The organism is Sagittula sp. MA-2, assembly GCF_030126985.1.
In the GTDB taxonomy this organism is placed as follows: Bacteria; Pseudomonadota; Alphaproteobacteria; order Rhodobacterales; family Rhodobacteraceae; genus Sagittula.
In genome coordinates this window covers 3,446,315-3,464,168 of the sequence record NZ_CP126145.1, presented here as the reverse complement: position 1 = coordinate 3,464,168, position 17,854 = coordinate 3,446,315, and the positions used below count along the sequence as shown (strand labels likewise).

General features: G+C 67.1%; 13 protein-coding genes and 1 pseudogene. 9 read left to right on the top strand and 5 right to left on the bottom strand.

Annotation, left to right across the window (positions count from 1 at the left end; all coding sequences use genetic code 11):
• Positions 1 to 250: 250 nt before the first annotated feature.
• The 5 genes and pseudogenes from QNI11_RS16890 to QNI11_RS16870 form a co-directional block, all read right to left on the bottom strand.
• The gene (locus QNI11_RS16890; protein ID WP_283981020.1) at positions 251 to 2,134 is read right to left on the bottom strand and encodes an acetyl-CoA hydrolase/transferase C-terminal domain-containing protein; all 1,884 of its coding nucleotides are present in this window, start codon (positions 2,132 to 2,134) and stop codon (positions 251 to 253) included.
• A complete protein-coding gene (locus QNI11_RS16885) occupies positions 2,088 to 4,157 on the bottom strand; it encodes a 3-hydroxyacyl-CoA dehydrogenase NAD-binding domain-containing protein (RefSeq protein WP_283981018.1) in 2,070 nt (689 codons plus the stop codon). The genes QNI11_RS16890 and QNI11_RS16885 overlap by 47 nt, the downstream gene beginning before the upstream one ends.
• The gene (locus QNI11_RS16880) at positions 4,154 to 5,452 is read right to left on the bottom strand and encodes an acetyl-CoA C-acetyltransferase (protein ID WP_283981017.1); all 1,299 of its coding nucleotides are present in this window, start codon (positions 5,450 to 5,452) and stop codon (positions 4,154 to 4,156) included. Before QNI11_RS16880 ends, QNI11_RS16885 begins: the two co-directional genes overlap by 4 nt.
• Positions 5,449 to 7,713 (bottom strand): acyl-CoA dehydrogenase, encoded by a 2,265-nt coding sequence (locus QNI11_RS16875; protein WP_283981016.1) that lies wholly within the window; start codon positions 7,711 to 7,713, stop codon positions 5,449 to 5,451. The genes QNI11_RS16880 and QNI11_RS16875 overlap by 4 nt, the downstream gene beginning before the upstream one ends.
• Before the next feature lie 158 nt (positions 7,714 to 7,871).
• Positions 7,872 to 8,404 (bottom strand): annotated as a pseudogene (locus QNI11_RS16870) (integrase core domain-containing protein); the annotation flags it as partial.
• Between the two features lie 294 nt (positions 8,405 to 8,698).
• Between QNI11_RS16870 and QNI11_RS16865 the strand changes: the two are divergent.
• From QNI11_RS16865 to QNI11_RS16825, 9 genes are all read left to right on the top strand, one after another.
• Positions 8,699 to 9,481 (top strand): IclR family transcriptional regulator, encoded by a 783-nt coding sequence (locus tag QNI11_RS16865; RefSeq protein WP_283981015.1) that lies wholly within the window; start codon positions 8,699 to 8,701, stop codon positions 9,479 to 9,481.
• Between the two features lie 10 nt (positions 9,482 to 9,491).
• Entirely contained in the window at positions 9,492 to 11,018 is a 1,527-nt protein-coding gene (locus QNI11_RS16860) for a class I adenylate-forming enzyme family protein (RefSeq protein ID WP_283981014.1), read from the top strand.
• Positions 11,019 to 11,020: 2 nt separating this feature from the next.
• On the top strand, positions 11,021 to 11,785 hold the full coding sequence (locus QNI11_RS16855) for a citryl-CoA lyase (protein WP_283981013.1): 765 nt from the start codon (positions 11,021 to 11,023) through the stop codon (positions 11,783 to 11,785).
• Positions 11,786 to 11,789: 4 nt separating this feature from the next.
• Positions 11,790 to 12,503, top strand: a complete 714-nt coding sequence (locus QNI11_RS16850; protein ID WP_283981012.1) for an SDR family NAD(P)-dependent oxidoreductase — start codon at positions 11,790 to 11,792, stop codon at positions 12,501 to 12,503.
• A gap of 59 nt (positions 12,504 to 12,562) precedes the next feature.
• Positions 12,563 to 13,546 carry a tripartite tricarboxylate transporter substrate binding protein gene (locus QNI11_RS16845; RefSeq protein ID WP_100929489.1) on the top strand — a complete coding sequence of 328 codons (984 nt, stop codon included), beginning with the start codon at positions 12,563 to 12,565 and terminating at the stop codon, positions 13,544 to 13,546.
• 76 nt (positions 13,547 to 13,622) lie between these two features.
• Entirely contained in the window at positions 13,623 to 14,144 is a 522-nt protein-coding gene (locus QNI11_RS16840; RefSeq protein WP_283981011.1) for a tripartite tricarboxylate transporter TctB family protein, read from the top strand.
• Positions 14,145 to 14,147: 3 nt separating this feature from the next.
• Positions 14,148 to 15,653: a tripartite tricarboxylate transporter permease gene (locus QNI11_RS16835; RefSeq protein ID WP_100929491.1), complete on the top strand. Its 1,506-nt coding sequence runs from the start codon at positions 14,148 to 14,150 to the stop codon at positions 15,651 to 15,653.
• A gap of 14 nt (positions 15,654 to 15,667) precedes the next feature.
• A complete protein-coding gene (locus QNI11_RS16830) occupies positions 15,668 to 16,477 on the top strand; it encodes an SDR family NAD(P)-dependent oxidoreductase (RefSeq protein WP_283981010.1) in 810 nt (269 codons plus the stop codon).
• Between the two features lie 16 nt (positions 16,478 to 16,493).
• Positions 16,494 to 17,843: a hypothetical protein gene (locus QNI11_RS16825; protein ID WP_283981009.1), complete on the top strand. Its 1,350-nt coding sequence runs from the start codon at positions 16,494 to 16,496 to the stop codon at positions 17,841 to 17,843.
• Positions 17,844 to 17,854: the final 11 nt, after the last annotated feature.

Sequence of the window (17,854 nt, the reverse complement as noted above, 5' to 3'; positions counted from 1 at the left end):
GGCTGGCCCGCCGGCATTCTCTTCAGGCTGATCATGCGACTTGCCGAGATGCGCGTTTAGCGCGGGTTGGATCTGTTGTTAGGCGATGGTGTCAATTGCAGACTTAATGGGTCCCTTGTCCATGTGTGGCGCAGTTCTGTGACGATCACGAGCGGCCCCATGCAGGGTTGGTCTGGACCATGAACCTCCCACTCCAGTCCAGCGCTCGGGACCGCCCTACGTCGCGGATCTCCCTGCCGATGAAGCCCGGTCATACCGCACGCCGGTGGCTTGTCCGCAACGCACCGCGCAAGGCCCGTGCCTGAAGCGGCTCGGTGAGCCGGGGGGTGGGCTCGAAGCCCATACGCTCCATCGCCTCGCCTTCGGCAGGATGCGGGGGCTGGGTCACCGAGGCCCAAACAAGCCCGAGGAGCGTGCGGGTGTTTCCTGCGGCCTTGCCGAGCGCCGACAGCGCCGGGAGAAGCTGCTTCTCGACCGTGTTGAAATCGGTGCCGAGTGGGAAGTCGGGTAGAACCGTCTCGCGAAAGGCGCCGAGCCAGCGGGCAATCGCCTCGGGCGTGTTGTGTCGCTGCGCTGCCGGAATCTCGTATCCCGCGTCGATCTTGCCTGCGGTCTTGGCCTCTTCCAGCAGGCCGTCCTGAAACCGGCTGTCGGCGATCGCGAGCAGCCGCTTGATCACCTCTTCATCGGTCTGGCCGCGCAGGTGTGCCGCGCCATATTCCGTGACCACGATGTCGCGCATGTGGCGGGGCACGGTCGTGACGGGAAGCTGCCAGACGAGGTTGGAAGTGACCTTGCCCTTGCTGTGGCGGGTGGCGGGCAGGGTCAGGATGGCGTGACCGTCCTCAAGCGCGAAGGCCTGCTCGAAGAAGTTGAACTGTCCGCCCACGCCGCTGACCACCTGCCCGGGCTTTGCCGCGTCGGACATCGCGTCCCCCAGAAGGCTGACCTGCATGCAGCCGTTGACGAAGCGCGCATGGCACCTCGCGGCGCGCTTGGCCGCCTCGTCGCCGTAGAGCGCATTGGTGAAGCTGACCGGCATCATCGCGATCTTCGCACGCTGCCCGGTCGGCATCGCGCGCAGGCGCTCGTACATGTCGCGCGCATCGACGAAGAACCCGGCGTGGATGGCGGCGCCGTCCACCTCGCGGCGGATGACGCCCTGCTCGAATAGCGTCAGCATCCCGCCGACCAGCATCTCGGTGACGCCATAAAGCCCGGTGTCGAAAGGCTTGGTTTCCGCGCCGGTCAGCGGCATGGGGGCCGCGTCCCACAGCGGGCCAAGCGCGCCGCGATCCCGGGCGAGCAGCGCGTTGGCGACCGCATCGCCGATGGCGCCGATCCCGATCTGAAGGGTGCCGCCGTCGGGCACCAGCCGCGAGACATGCAGGCCGATGGCGTGCTGACTGTCGGAAACCGGGCGACGCGGCACCGAGAAGAGCTCGAAGGGCTCGACGGGCTCAAGCAGCATCTGCACCGCCTCCGGCGTCAGCTCGGCGGGCCCTTGCATGAAGGGCAGCGCCTCGTTGACCTCGCCCACGGCGATGAAGTCCATCTCGCCCTTGCGGCGCAATTCGAAGAGGTCGGCGGAGATGTCGGTATTGCACGACAGGCTGAAGCGGTCGCCCTCCCGTGCGAGCAGTTGCGCCAGCACGTTGGGCCGCTGCGCGATCAGCACGTCGCGGGCGTGGGTGTAATTGGCCGAGATGTAGTGGCGCTGTGCGTAGTCGTTTCCAAGCCATGTGCCGGCCTGAAAGAAGAACTCCGAGACCTCGATGTTGTCCGGCAAGCCGTCCCCCCCGATCAGCTCGGCATAGAGCAGCGCGGGGTAGCGCCCGAAGAGCCTGTCCATCGCCGGCTCGAGAAAGCGGCGCTCCATGTCCGAGCCGGGGTTTGGGCGGCGCAGGGTGAGCGCGGTGAAGATAGACAGCCTCAGCCCCGGATCGTCCACGGCGGCGCGCGTCAGGGCGTTGACCAGCGTGACCGGCTTGCCGAGGCCCAGCGGCAGGGCCAGCCGCACTTCACCGCCGACCCTGTCGAAGATGGCGCGGGCCATCGCATCGGCGTCGGTGAAGCGCGGCCCACCCTCAGCCAAGGGTGGACCAGCCTTCATCCGGGGCGAAGCGTGGGCCATGCGCCTTTTCCAGCTCTTTCAGCCGGGCGACGATCTCGTCGTGACCCCGGGTCTTCGCATAGTGCATTGGCCCGCCGCGGAAGGGCGCGAAGCCGGTCGCGAAGATCATCGCACCGTCCACTTGGTCGGCGCTTTCGGCCACCCCCTTGCGCAGGACTTCGACGCAGGCGTCGAGCATGGGCAGGATCAGGCGGTCGGTCAGGTCGTCGGGGGCGTCGTCGAGGTTGGCATCGGGGTGGGGCGTGCCCTCGGACCAGTCGTAGAAGCCCTGACCGGTCTTCTTGCCCAACTCCCCGGCTGCCACCTTGGCGCGCAGGCTGTCGGAGATCTCGGCCATCGGCTTGTCGAGGCTGTCGCGCAGGGACACGGCCACGTGCAATCCGATGTCGAGACCGACCTGATCGGCCAGCGTCACCGGCCCCATCGGCATGCCGAAGCGCAGCGCGGCACTGTCGATCACTTCTTTCGGAACGCCCTCGTCCATCAGCACCATCGCCTCCATCAGGTAGGGCGTGAGCGCGCGGTTGACGACGAAGCCCGGATAGTCGGCCACGCGGGCGGGCAGCTTGCCGATGGAGACGCAGAAGGCCGCAAGGCGGCGGACGGTGTCGTCCTCGGTGGCGCTGCTGCGGACCACTTCGACCAGATCGACCTTCGAGACCGGGTTGAAGAAATGCAGCCCGGCAAAGCGCGCCTTGTCGGCCACCTGCGCCGCAAGCGTATCGACCGACAGGCTTGAGGTGTTGCTGGCGAGGATCGCGCCGGGTTTGAGCGTCAGGCTGTCGTAGACCTTCTTTTTCACGTCGAGGTCTTCCGGCGCGGCTTCGATCACGAGATCGGCGCTGGCGAGGCCGTAGCCCTTCGGGTCGGGCATCAGCCGGTCGAGCGCGTCGCGGGTCTCGATGCGGCTCAGATGCTTGTCGTCGCAGATCTTGGCCGCCAGCTTCAGGGCCTTGCCCAACGGCGCGGTCTCGACATCGCCCAGCGTCACCCGCTTGCCCTTGATCGCGGCCATCGCGGCGATCTCGGCGCCCATGGCACCGGCCCCGATCACATGGACATGCGCGATGCCATCGTCGCCGCGGCCCGCGTCCTTCAAGCCCTGGCGCAAGAAGAACACGCGGCGCAGGTTCTTCGAGGTCTCGTTGTCGAGAAGCCGCGCGAAGGAGGCGATCTCGGCCTTCTGCATCTCGGCCGGGTCGTCGCCATGCTCTTCCCACAGGTCGATGAGCGCGTGCGGGGCGGGGTAATGCGCCTTGGGCGCTTTCTTCTCGGTCTGGCTGCGCATCTGCCGCGCGGCGAGGCTGCGCGCCTGATCGAAGCCGAAGGCCCGCGCCTTCAGCCCCGGCGCGGGCGGGGTGATCTCGCCCTGCGCAGCGGCCAGCACGGCGGCGGCGACATGGCGTTCCTCAACCACCGCATCGGCGATGCCGAGCGACTTCGCCTTCTTCGTATGCGCCGTCTTGCCGGTCAGCATCAGCGTCATCGCCTTGGTCGGGTCGATCAGGGCGGGCAGGCGGACGGTGCCCCCGAGACCCGGATGCAGGCCAAGCAGCACCTCGGGAAAGCCGAAGGAGGCGCCCGGCGTGGCGATGCGGGTGTCGCAGGCCAGCGCCAGTTCGAAGCCCGCGCCCAGGGCCGCGCCGTGGACAACGCAGATCGTCGGACAATTCAGCGCCTCGATCCGGTCGAGCACGGCGTGGCCCTGCTTCAGCATCTCCTCCGCGCCGCCGTCGGACAGGGCGTCGAAGCCGGCGATATCGGCCCCGGCGGCAAAGCCTCCGGGTTTGGCAGACCGGATCACCAGTGCCTTGGGCAGGTCCGCCTCGGCGGCGGCGACGTGGCCCTCCAGCTCGCGGATGACCTCTTCGGAGATGGTGTTCGTGCCGCTGTCGGCCTTGTCGAGCGCCAGCCAGAGGATGCCGTCGCCGTCGCGACCCGCGCGCCAGTTGCCCTCGCGGCGGGTGGCGCCGCCAAGCTCCAGCTTCGTTTCGCCCAGGAATTCAAGCACATGTCCGGTCATTGCACGGCCTCCAGCAGCATGGCGCCGCCCAGCCCGCCGCCGATGCATTCGGTGGCGATGCCGCGCCGGGCGCCGCGCGCCTTCATGGCGTTGGCCAGATGCAGCACGATGCGGTTGCCGCTGGTGCCCACCGGGTGGCCAAGCGAGATCGCCCCGCCGTCGACGTTCAGGCTGTCGCGGTCGATCCGTCCGAAGGCGGCGTCATAACCCAGTACCTCGCGGCAGAAGTCATCGTCCGCCCAAGCGGCGAGACAGGACAGCACCTGCGCGGCAAAGGCCTCGTTCAATTCCCAAAGGTCGATATCCTCGACCCCCAGCCCGTGGCGTTGCGTGATTGGGGCGGTGGACAGCACCGGACCAAGCCCCATGATCGCGGGGTCGAGCCCGGCCCATTCGCTGTCCTTGATCTCGGCCAGCGGGGTCAGGCCGTGGGCCTCCACCGCCCGCTCGGAGGCGAGGATGCACCAGCTCGCGCCATCGGTGATCTGGCTCGAATTGCCCGCCGTCACCTTGCCGTAGGGTTTTTCGAAGACCGGGTTCAGCTTGGCGAGCCCGGCCATGTCGCTGTCCGGCCGCACGCCGTCATCGTGGTCGTAGACGGTGCCGTCGCGGTCGATGGCGGGCATCACCTCGTCGGCCAGCCGCCCTTCGGTCTGGGCGGCGGCGAGACGGTGGTGGCTTTGCATGGCATAGGTGTCGGCGGTTTCGCGGGTGATGCCGAAGCGGTGCGCCAGCACCTCGGCGGTCTGCCCCATGTTCAGTTCGGTGATCGGATCGGTCAGGCCGCGTTCCAGCCCGATGACGGGCTTGAAGAACTCGGGCCGGATACCCGCCATCGCCTTGGCCTGATCGAGCGGACCCTTGGCGGTGCTCATCCTGCCGAACCACTCGACGGCGGACTGGCGCAGCACCAGCGGCGAATGGCTGAGCGCCTCGGCTCCGCCCGCGAGGATCATCTGGTGAGAGCCGTCGCGGATGTAGCGGTAGGCGGTGTCGATGCTCTGCATCCCCGAGCCGCAGTTGATTTGCACGGTGAAGGCCACCGTCTGCTCGCCCAGACCCAGCCGCAGGGCGGCGACGCGCGCGGGGTTCATCTCGTCGGCGATGACGTTCACGCAGCCGAGGATCACCAGATCGAAGGCGGTGCGGTCGAAGGGCTGGCGCGCCAGCAGCGGGCGGCCACATTGCACCGCCAGATCGACGGGCGTGAAGGGGCCGGGGCCGCTGCGGGCCTTGAGGAAGGGCGTGCGCGCGCCGTCGACGAGGAACACGCGTTGGCTGGCATGGGGGCTCATTCCGCGGCCTCGCGCGGGGTGTTGCCCCGGTTGGTGTCGCGGGTCGCATCGCGGTTCGGAAAGAGGTCGGACAGCGCCTCGGGGGTGAAGTCGTCGACGGCCACCACCTCGTCCACCAGCGCCTGCATGGCGGCGATCTCGGCCAGTTCGGCCTCGCTGAGGATGCCTGCCTCGAGCGCTTCCTGCGGCGTCTTGCGTGCATCGCGAAGCCGCTTCATCACCGGGGCCATCTCGACCACCTTGGCGTAGCACTGGTTCAGCACCTGCACGCCGTCGCGGTCGCAGCCCTCGAAGACGCGGCCGGTGATCCGGTCGCGCGCTTCGGAGGGCTCGTAGATCAGCGCGCTCACCGCTTCGGTCAGCTGGTCGTCGGCCCCCCGGCGCGGCGATCTGGGCCATGTGAAGACCCGCAGCACCCAAGCGGCCCAGCGGGCGGGCAGGTTGGCGATCACCTCGTCCAGCGCGATCTGGATACGCTTGAACCCTTCGGCGGCGGCATAGCGCAGCGCGGGCAGGTCGGCCTCCTGACGGCCCTCGTCCTCCCAGCGTTTCAGCGCGGCGGAGAGGATGTACATCTCCGACAGGATGTCGCCCATCCGGCCCGAGATCATCTCCTTGCGCTTGAGCGCGCCGCCCAGCGTGAGGAAGGCGAAATCCGCCGTCAGCGCATAGGCCGCCGACCAGCGCGACAGCTCGCGGTAGATCGGGGCGGCGGGGCCCGCGTCGGGGGCAGGGGCAAAGCGCCCGCCGGTCAGCGCCCGGCCCCACGCCCGGAACAGCGTCCGGGTGGTGTGGCCCACATGGGCCCAGAAGCTCTTGTCGAAGGCCTCCAGCGATTTCTCGGGGTCGGGCTCCTGCAATGCCATCATGTTGTCGAGCATATGCGGATGCGCCCGGATCGAGCCCTGCCCGAAGATGATCAGCGAGCGGGTGACGATGTTCGCCCCCTCCACGGTGATGCCGATGGGAACGGCGCGGTAAAGCGGCAGCAGGTAGTTCGACGGCCCGTCGATCACCGCCTTGCCGGAATGCACGTCCATCGCGTGGTTCAGCGCATCTCGCATCCGGTAGGTGGCATGGGCCTTCATGATCGCCGAGATCACAGAGAGCGCGCGCCCCTCGTCGAGCCCGGCGCAGGTGAGGCGGCGGGCACCGTCCATGGCGTAGGAATCCGCGGCAAGCTCTGCCATCGGTTTCTGGATGCCGCCGAACTTGCCGATCGGCAGGTTGAACTGTTGGCGGATGCGGGCATAGGCGCCGGTCGTATGGGCCGAAAGCGCGATGGCGGCACATCCCATCGAGGGCAGCGAGATGCCACGGCCGGCGGCGAGCGCGGACATCAGCATCATCCAGCCGCGCCCGGCATAGTCCGGCCCGCCGATGATGTTCTCCAGCGGGATGAAGACGTCCTTGCCGGTGGTCGGCCCGTTCATGAACATGGTGGAAGAGGGCAGGTGCCGACGTCCGGTCTCCACCCCCTCGAGATCGGTGGGGACGAGGGCGCAGGTGATGCCAATGTCCTTGGTCTCTCCCAGCAGCCCGTCGGGGTCGCGCAGCTTGAAGGCAAGGCCCAGCACGGTGCAGACCGGCGCCAGCGTGATGTAGCGCTTGGCCCAGTTGAGCCGGATGCCGAGCACCTCTTCGCCGTGCCACTCACCCTTGCAGATGACCCCTTCGTCCACCATCGCCGAGGCGTCGGAGCCCGCTTCGGCACTGGTCAGTCCGAAGGCCGGAAGTTCGCGCCCGTCGGCGAGGCGCGGCAGCCAGTGCTCCTTTTGCGCGTCGGTGCCGAACTGGTGGATCAATTCGCCGGGCCCGAGCGAATTGGGCACCATGACGGTGACAGCCGTGGCAACCGAGCGGGTGGAGATGAAGCGGATGATCTCGGAATGCGCGAAGGCCGAGAACCCGAGCCCGCCGTGCGCCTTGGGGATGATCATGCCGAAGAACCCCTGCTCGCGCAGGAAGGTCCAGACCTCGGGCGGCAGGTCGGCGTCAGCGTGGTTGATTTTCCAGTCGCTGATCATGCGGCAGAGGTCACGGCAGGGTCCGTCGAGGAAGGCCTGTTCCTCCGCGCTGAGCGTCGGCGCTTTGACGGCGAGGAGCTTGGACCAGTCCGGATTGCCCGAGAAGAGTTCGGCCTCCCACCAGACTTCCCCGGCGTTGAGCGCCTCGCTTTCGGTCTGGGACAAGGCCGGCAGAACCCCCTTCGCCCAGGCGTGAATGGGCTTGGTCAGAAACCTCGAACGCAATCCTGTCATGTAGCCACCTCCTCCAACAAAACGTCAACTGAGCGGATGGGGTTCCGAACCGGGCGGGCGGCAGTCGGAGCTGTCAGGCCCAATCAGGCAAGCGTGAGGGGGTCGCACAGACGCCGCCTCAGCCGCTCCCGCTGCCAAAGTACCACGCGCCGACCGGCCTAGTCGTTCCGTCCCGGCGTCTGGTGGATCGGATCGACTATGATTCTGTTCGGTTCCGAAGTCCTGAGTTTGCAGATGTATTCGTAGGGCGTGAGCCCGCTGAGCGTTTTGAGCCGACGAGCGAAGTTGTAGGCATTCAAGAAGTCGGCGAGGTGGCTGCGAAGCTGATCGTGGCTGCCGTGGTGGAAGCGTTTGACGGTGGCGTCTTTGATCGACCGGTTCATCCGCTCGACCTCGCCTTTGGTCCATGGATGATTGGGTTTTGTCAGCCGGTATTCGATCCCATTGGCTTCGCAGATCATGTCGAAGCGCATTTGCCGAGAAAAGGCGGTGTTCCGGTTGCGCGGCTGTTCGGCGAACTGGATGCCGCTCGCCATCGGGCTCGGACCGAAGGCGCCTCGATGGCTCGCTCGGTCAGGATCGTGTGGATGCGGTAAGGAACGGCCTCCAGAAGGTAATCTAGGAACTCCCATGCGGTCCGCCTCTCGCCCTTCTCGACCAGCTGGGCAATCGTGAACTTGCTGGTCCGGTCGTGGCCGGGGCGCAGGCCTGTTTCGATTTCGGTGGGATACGAGGCTGCGACTGGTCCGCGCTATGCCTTGCTGCAAGCCAACGGTTCCGCGCAATCCTTGGGAAACTGCGATAAAACGGGGTCGAAAATTTCCTCATAAAAAGTATATTTATAACAGTATGTAAGTGAAAAGTTTATCGTATATCGATAAGAAAAGATTGCATTTCGACATAAAAAGTTTGCATCGCGACATGCCGGCAAGCATGACTCCCCCTGACACGTGCCCGAAGTCACCGGGCACGCAGGGGAGGAAACGTGCAGGACGAGAACGAAACCAGTCGGGGATCCGAGACGTCGCTTGCGAAGGCCATCCGGCTTTTGCCGATCGTCGCGGAGCGCAATGCGACCGGGGTCAACCTGTCGACGATCGCGCGCAAGGCCGACCTGACGACGGCCACCGCGCGGCGGCTGCTTCAGGGGCTGGTGGATGGCGGGCTCCTGAGTTTCGACCCGTATTCGAAGATCTACACACTGGGCATCGGGCTGTTCGATCTGGCCGGGGCGCCCGGTTCGCCGCGCCAGTTCGACAGCCTGCGGATGAACCTGCGCCCCGTGGTGGAGGAAGTCGCGGCGGTGTCCGGCGACACGGTCTATCTGACCGTGCCCTTCGGCGACGAGGCGATCTGCATCGACACCGCGACCGGCTCCTACCCGATCTCGGCCAACACTTTGCACGTGGGGTCCCGGCGTCCCTTGGGCGTGGGGGCGGGCAGCGCGGCGATCCTGGCCGCCATGCCGCAGGACCGGCGGGACAGGCTGATCGCGTCGCACCGGGAGGTCTATGGCCGCTACGGCGAGCTGACCACGGCAGAGGTGCGCCGCATGGTCGCCCACTGGCAGAGCCACCGTTATCTCGTGAACAACTCGATGATCATTGCGGGCGTCAGCGCGATTGCCGTCGCAGTCTTCGACGCGTCCGACACCTTGCTGGCCGGGGTGTCCGTCTCTGCGCTGAAGACGCGGCTGGGCGGGCAGCGGCGCAAGGAAGTCGTTTCCATAATGACGGACGCGCTGGAGCGCGCCGGCTTCAAGACCTGAGGGAAGATCCATGTATCCCATCCATTTCTTCGACCGCGCGGCGCGCCTTTGGCCGGATCATGTCGCAGTCGAATGCGGCGGCGAGGTCGTCACCTACAGCGACCTGCACGACCGGGTGCAGGCCCTGGCGGCGGGGTTGCAGGCCATCGATCCGGAGTTCGGCTCGCGGGTCGGCATCTGCTGCTACAACACGGTCGAGCACCTCGTGGCGTGGCTTGCGGTTCTGGCGGCGGGCAAGGTCTGGGTTCCGCTCCAGCCGATGAACGCGCAGGAGGAATTGCTGAGGTCGGTGGAGTTCACCCAGGCGAGCATCGTCATCGTGCAGCCGGAGACGGCGCAGAAACTGTCCGGCGCGCAGGCGCGGTTCGTGATGGCGGACGCGCGGTCGGACAAGACCGACACGACGGCGGCGCTGTGCCGGACCCATGCCGGGCAGGCGCCGAAGGCGGGCAACCTGCCGCTGTCGGCGACGCAGGCCATCAAGTTCACCGGCGGGACCACCGGGCGCCCCAAGGGCGTCATGCAGCCCTACCGGGCGTGGAACACCAACATCGCCATCCAGATTGCCGCATGGTCACTGGGCGAGGGGCAGCGTTACCTTGCCGCGGCGCCGATCACGCATGGCACCTCGACCTACATCCTGCCGACGCTGGCGACCGGCGGCACACTGGTGCTGCTGGATCGCCCGCGCCCGGAACAGACGCTGCATTTCCTGCAGGCGGAGCGGATCACCACGACCTTCGTGCCGCCCACCGTGCTCTACATGCTGATGGAGCAGCCGAACGTGCGCGATGCGGATTACGCGCATCTGAAGAATCTGATCTACGGCGCGGGTCCGATGCGGCCCGAGGCCATCGGCCGTGCGCAGGAGATCTTTGGCCCGTGCCTCGCGTCGACCTACGGCCAGACCGAAGCGCCGCAGATCGCCACGATGATCTCGGCCCGGGAACTGGCCGATCCGGAGAAACGCACATCCGTCGGGCGCGAGACGCTGCTGTCGCGGGTCGAGATGATGGGCCCTGACGGGCAGATCCTGCCCACCGGCGAGACCGGGGAGATCGTCATTCGCGGCGACCTTCTGATGACCGGTTACTGGGACCAGCCCGAGGCGACCGAGAAGGCGCTGAAGGACGGCTGGCTGCACACCGGCGACCTCGGGATGAAGGACGCGGACGGCTACGTCTACATCCGCGGCCGCGCCAAGGAGATGATCATCACCGGCGGGTTCAACGTCTATCCCGCCGACGTCGAGACGGTGATGGGCGAACACCCCGACATCGTCGATTGCGCCGTCTTCGGCGTGCCCGACGACAAGTGGGGCGAGGCCGTGCATGCCGCGGTTCAGGTGCGCGACGGGGCGCGGGTGTCCGGGAAGGAGATCATCGCCTTCGTCCGGAAGCGGCTGGGGCCGGTGAAGACGCCGAAGTCGGTGCGCTTCATGGCGGATCTGCCGCGCAACGCCATCGGAAAACTACAGAAATCGCAACTCGCCGAACAACATCTCGCCGAGATGGCGGTTGCAGTGAAGGAGGGATGACCATGCCCACGCAGGCGCCGACCACGTCCTTGTGCCGTTACACGGACACAGAGATCTTCTACCGCGACCGCAATCTCGTCGACGACCTGTTGTCGGGTGAGGCGGACTTCGTCTCGGTGATGATGAGCCACATCCTCGGGCGCGAGGTGACGCCCGCGCAGCAGCGGGTGATGCACGCCATCCTGATCGTGATGATGGAGCACGGCCTGACGCCGAGCGCCATCGCCACGCGGTCGATCTACATGTCGGCGCCGGAGAACCTGCAGGGGGCCGTGGCCGCGGGTCTTCTGGCCGTGGGCAGCCAGTTCGTCGGTACGATCGAGAACAACGCCCGCCTTCTGGCAGAGCTCGTGGACCTCGACACCGAGGCGCAGGCGGCCCGCGCGGCAGAGATCGTGCGCGAGCATCGTACCCGCAAGGCGCATCTGCCGGGCTTCGGCCACCACCTGCACCGGCCCGACGATCCGCGCGCGCTGAAGCTGATCGAGATCGGCAAGGCCGAGAGTGCCTCGACCCGGTACATCGACGCGCTGCTGGCGCTGTCGGCGGCCGTCGATGCGGAGTTCGGGCGGCATATCACGATCAACGCGACGGGCGCCACGGCGGCCCTGCTGGGCGACATGGACATCCCGGTCGAGCTCATGCGCGGCTTTGCCGTCATCTCCCGCGCGGCGGGTCTGGTGGCGCATATCGCCGAAGAACAACAGAAACCGTCCGGCCGCTTCATCTGGGAGACGGTCGACAAGGCAATGCCGTTCGGAGACTGACACCATGACGGATCATGCCATCGTGACAGGCGGGGCGCGCGGAATCGGCGCGGCGATTGCCGAAAGGCTGAAGGCGGACGGACTGTCGGTTGCGGTGGTCGACCGGATCGCGCCGCAGCATGGCCATGCCGACGCGTTCATCGAACTGGACCTTTCGGACGTGGAGGCGACGCGCGACGCGCTGACCCGTTTCTGCGAAGGGCGGCGCGTGACGCGGCTGGTGAACAACGCGGGCATCGTGATGCCGGCCAGCGTCGAGGAGACCGATCCGGCCTCCATCGACCAGGTGTCCGCCGTCAACCTGCGCGCGCCGCTGGTCTGCCTGCAGGCGGTCCTGCCGTCGATGAAGGCGGCGGGGCTGGGCCGCGTGGTCAACATCTCGAGCCGGGTGGCCCTGGGCAAGGAACTGCGCACCGCCTATGCGGCGACCAAGGCCGGGCTGCACGGCATGACAAAGACATGGGCGCTGGAACTGGGCCGCCACGGCATCACCGTGAACGCGGTCGGACCGGGCCCCATCGCCACCGAGCTGTTCAACAAGGTCAACCCGCCGGGCGATCCGCGCACCGAGAAGATCATCGAAACCGTACCCGTCAAGCGCACCGGCACCCCGGAGGACGTGGCAGAGGCCGTCGGCTTCTTCTGCTCGGAGGGGGCGGGCTTCGTGACGGGGCAGGTCCTGTACGTCTGCGGCGGCATGACCATCGGTTCGGCATGACTGCCATCGGCAGCAGGCCGGAAGACAAGACTGATTCAATCTGGAGGAGGAGAATGAAAATGAACATCAACAGAAGGCACACGCTTGCCGCGCTCGGTGCGGTCTCGATGCTGGCCCTGGGCACGGTTGCCCAGGCGCAGGAATATCCGACCAAGCGCATCACGATCATCGTGCCCTACAGCGCGGGCGGGTCCACCGACATCCTGGCGCGCCAGGTGGCGGACGGTCTGACCAAGGTGCTGGACGAGACCGTGACGGTCGAAAACCGTCCCGGTGCCGGCGCGACGCTGGGCACGACCATGGCGGCCAAGGCGCGGGCCGACGGTTACACGCTGTTCATGGGGCAGGTGTCGTCGCACGGCATCGCTCCGGCGGTCTACAAGAACCTGCAGTACGATGCGGTCGCGGACTTCGCGCCGATCAAGCTGCTCATCACCATCCCCAACGTCATGGTGGTGAACAAGGAAAGCCCCTACCAGACGGCGGCAGAGTTCCTCGACGCGGCGAAGGCCGAGGGCAAGACCTTCGGGTCTTCGGGCGTCGGCAGCTCGATCCACCTGTCGGGCGAGATGTTCAAGTCGCGCACCGGGGCGAACATGACGCACGTGCCGTTCCGTGGCAGCGGCGAGGCGGTGCCCGCGCTTCTGGCGGGCGACGTCGACGTGATGTTCGACAACCTGCCGTCGGCCATGCCGCAGATCCAGTCCGGCGCCCTGCGTGCACTGGCGGTGACGACGCCCTCGCGGTCCGACAAGCTGCAGGACGTGCCGACGCTGGATGAACTCGACATCCCGGAACTGGACGGTTTCGCGGCGCGCTCGTGGTTCGGCCTGCTGGCGCCTGCCGGCACCGACCCGGAGATCGTGGCAACGCTGTCCACGGCGCTGGACGAGGTCATTGCCAGCGAGTCCTTCGTCACCTTCGCCGACACGCGCGGCGCGCAGATCGAAGGCGGCAGCCCGGAGGAGTTCGCCAAGTTCATCGAGGACGAACTGTCGAGCTGGAAGACGGTCGTCGACGAGGCGGGCGTGACCGTCGAGTGACATGCCATACTGCAAAGGCGGCCCGGTCGGGTCGCCTTTGCGGACCTGATACGTCGGCCATAGGGAGGGGCGGACAATGAGCGACACGTCGCAGGGACCGGACGCCCGGAAAGGGCGCCGCCGGGAGATCATCTTTGCATCGCTGACACTGATCGCGGCCATCCTGTTCGCGGCGATCGTCATACCGGCAGGCGTGACGACGCCCGCGTCGGTCAAGCATCTGCCGCTGTCACCGGCATTCCTGCCGTATGTGCTGACCGCGGGGGTCGCGCTGTTCGCGCTGGTCCACCTGCTCGAGGCAGTGTTCGCCGCGCATATTCCCGACGAGGACGCGGCCGCCCCGAACGTGCATGCGCAGTGGAAGCCGCGCCTGCTGGCCCTGTGTGTGCTGCTGCTGATCTCCCTGCTTGTGCCGGAGACGCTGGGGATGCTGCTGACCTCCATCGTCGTGACCATCGTGCTGATCGCGATGGGCGGGGAGCGCAGGCCGCTGATCCTGCTGGGGGTGGGCATAACCGTGCCCCTGCTGATCTACCTTTTCTTCGTGCATGTGGCGCAGGTGCCCATGCCCGCCGGCATCTTCGAAGACTGGATGTGACCCATGCTTGAGAACATCGCAACCGGGTTCCAGCTTTTCCTGACCTTCCAGAACCTGCTGGCCATCACCATCGGCGTCTGCCTCGGCGTGACGGTCGGGGCCATTCCCGGCCTGACCGCGACGATGGCCGTGGCGCTGGCGCTGCCCTTCACCTTCAACCTCGACCCGGTGACGGGCATCCTGTTGCTTGTGGGGGTCTACAAGGGCGGGGTCTTCGGCGGGTCGATCACCGCGATCCTGATCCGCGCGCCCGGCACGCCCGCCGCCGCCTGCACGCTGCTCGATGGTTACCCGCTGGCGCAGAAGGGGCAGGCGGGCAAGGCGATGAACATGGCGCTCTACGCGTCCTGCATCGCGGATTTCCTGTCGAACCTGTCGCTGATCTTCTTCGCGAGCCTGATTGCCGGGCTGGCGCTGGCCTTCGGCCCGCCGGAATACTTCTGGCTGATCTGCTTTTCCCTGACGGTGGTGATCTCGATCTCCGGGTCGTCGCTGACCAAGGGCCTGATTTCCGGCCTCCTGGGGCTGCTGACCTCGACCATCGGGCTCGACCTCGTCTATGGCACGCAGCGGTTCACCTTCGACAACTTCAACCTGATGGCAGGGGTCAGCTACATCCCGTTGCTGATCGGCCTCTTTGCGCTGCCCGAGGTCATCGACTTCTACATGCGCAAGATCGCCCCGCACACCATCAAGGCCGCCGACCGCAGCCGCGTCACGATGGAGGAGTTCAAGGGCAGCCTGCTGACGATCATCCGCGGCAGCTTCATCGGTGTCATCATCGGCACCATCCCCGGCGCCGGGGCGACGGCGGCGGCCTTCCTGTCCTACGGCGAGGCGCGGCGCACGTCGAAATCGCCCGAGACTTTCGGCAAGGGCAACATCGAGGGCGTGGCCGCCTCCGAATCCGGCAACAACGGCGTGGCCGGGGCGACGCTGATCCCGCTGCTGGCGCTCGGCATCCCGGGCGACGTGGTGACGGCGGTGATCCTCGGCGCCTTCATGCTGCAGGGGCTGACGCCTGGGCCGCTGATGTTCCAGGACAACATCACCATCATCTACGCCATCTTCATCGGCATCATGCTGAGCTCCATCGTGCTGTTCGGTTCCGGCAAGCTGGCGATCCGCTACTTTGCCAAGATCGCCGACATCCCGCGCCACATCCTCCTGCCGGTGGTCCTGCTGTTCTGTGTCTTCGGCAGCTACGCCGTGCAAAGCCAGATGTTCGACGTGGGCGTGATGCTGGCCTTCGGCGTGCTGGGCTACATCATGATGAAGATCAACATGGCGGCGGCGCCGTTCCTGATGGGCTTCATCCTCGGGCCGCTGTTCGAGGACAACCTGCGGCGCTCGTTTCTGATTTCCGAGGACATCGGCATCTTCTTCCGCAGCCCGATCTGCTGGATCTTCATCGCGATCACCGCATTCTCGCTGTTCGTGGGCGTGCGCCGGGAACTGCGCATGACACGCGCCAAACGCAGCGCCCTCCGCTCGGCGGAGGCGAAATGACAGGGAGCTCCTCCATGCAGCTGAAGGATCGCGTGGCCATCGTCATCGGCGCCGGTGCAATTGCCGAAGGGATCGGGATCGGCCGGGCCATCAGCATGGGTCTCGCACGCGAGGGGGCCCTTGTCGTCTGCGCCGACGCCAACGAGGACGCGGCGGCGCAGACGGTCGACCTGATCCGCGAAGAGGGGTTCAACGCCGAGGCGGCGGTCGTCGACGTTCTGGACGACGCCAGCATCGACCGTCTGGTGCAGGGCGTGGCCGACCGGCATGGCCGCATCGACATCCTCCACTGCAACGTGGGTCTGGGCAAAAGCGGGCCGTCCGGCCAGACCACGCCCGACGACTGGCGACGGATCAGCGATGCCAACCTGACCTCTCTGCACGTCTCGGCGCAGGCGGTTCTGCCGCACATGCGCGCGCAGGGCAGGGGGGTCATCACCGTGACCTCCTCCATCGCCTCGATCCGCAACGTGGGCTATCCGCATCTGGCCTACTCCGCGACGAAGGCGGGCGCGAACCAGTTCGCGCGGGCGCTGGCGGTGGAACTGGCCCCCGAGAACATCCGCGTCAACGCGATCATCGCGGGGTTGATCGACACGCCGCGCATCGGCGTCACGCTGGCCAACAGCTATGGCGACAAGTCCGGGCAGGAGATGCGCGCGGCCCGTGCCCGGCAATGCCCGATGGGGCGGATGGGTTCGGCCTGGGACATCGCGGAGGCGGCGGTCTTCCTCGCCTCCGACAAGGCGGGCTACATCACCGGCACCGAGCTGATCGTCGACGGCGGGCTCTCCGCCAGCGTCCGGCAGGTGGTGGACGGCTGATGCGCACGCGGCAGAGATGACGGCGAGGGACGGGCTGAACCTCGTCGTGGCGCTGGGATTGCTGGTGGCGGCAACGGCGCAGATCGCTCTGCCCCTGCCGCTGCCCGGAGTGCCGGTCGCCCTGCTGCTGGGCGTCTTCGTCTTCGTGAACCGGCGGGAGGTGACACGCTCTGCCGCCGTGATCGGCGCAATCGTCGCCGTGCTGTTCGTCTGGTCGCTGGTGACGGGAATCCTGGGGCCCTCCGGGGCGATGGCGCGGGTCACCTTCCTGTCGGTGCTGCTCATGTCGCTGAACATGCTCAGCCGCGCGGCGTCACGCTCCCCCGATGTGCGCGACGCGGCCGAGGTCGTGGCCAGCCGCCCGCGCGGGGCGCGCTACCTCTTCGTCACCGTGGGCACCCACGTCTTTTCCATCTTCCTGAATTTCGGGGCGGTCAGCGTCATTGCCGCGCTTCTGGCGCAAAGCCGAGAGACCCTCGTGCGGCAGAACGCACTGAGGGACCTGACCCTGTCGATGATCCGCGGGTTCGGGGCGATGCCGATGTGGTCGCCCCTGGCGCTGTCGACCATCATCACCCTCTCGATCCTGCCGGAGGTGGGCTATTTCGAGGTGCTGCCCTTCGGCCTCGCCGCCGCCGGGTTCTACATGACCGCAGGCTACCTCATGTCGCGCAGGGGCGCCGCGCCGCAGCCGCCGTCCGCGACCCGCGCCATGCCCGGACGCGCGGATCGCCGCGTGCTGGGCCGGGTGGTCCTGCGGGTCGGGCTGCTGGTCTGCGGCGCCATCGCGCTGCAGCAGGTCACCGCGCTGACCCTGCCCGAAGCGGTGCTCTTCGCCGTGCTGGCCTTTGCGCTGGGGTGGTGGGCGATGCAGTCCGGCGATCCCCGCCGTCCCGGCATCGCGCAGGAGGCCGCGGCCTCCGCCGCCACAACGGTCAACGAGATCGTCATCGTGGGCGGCGCGGGCTTCATCGGGGCGGTGATATCCGAGGCGATCTCCCGCCAGACAGGGGGCCTGCCGGTGCCGCGCGATGCGGTTTTCCCGCTGGCCGTGGGGCTGATCCCCTTCGTGATGGTCGGGGCGGGCCTCGTTGCAGTCAACCCCATCGTGTCGACCAGCATCCTTCTGGGTGTGCTGCATCCGCTCGTGCCCGAGAGCATCCTGATCTGGATGGCCGTCGCGGCCAAGACGGGTTGGGGGATCACCGCCGCCGCCTCGCCCTTCACCGCGAACGTTCTGATCGCGGGCCGGGTGATGGGCCTGCCGGGCGGCGAACTGGTGCGGTCCGACAACCTCCGACTGACGCTGCTGATGCTGGCGGTCACCAGCCTGTTCTGCGCCGCTGCAACTTATCTGTCCCTATGAAGGTGAACACC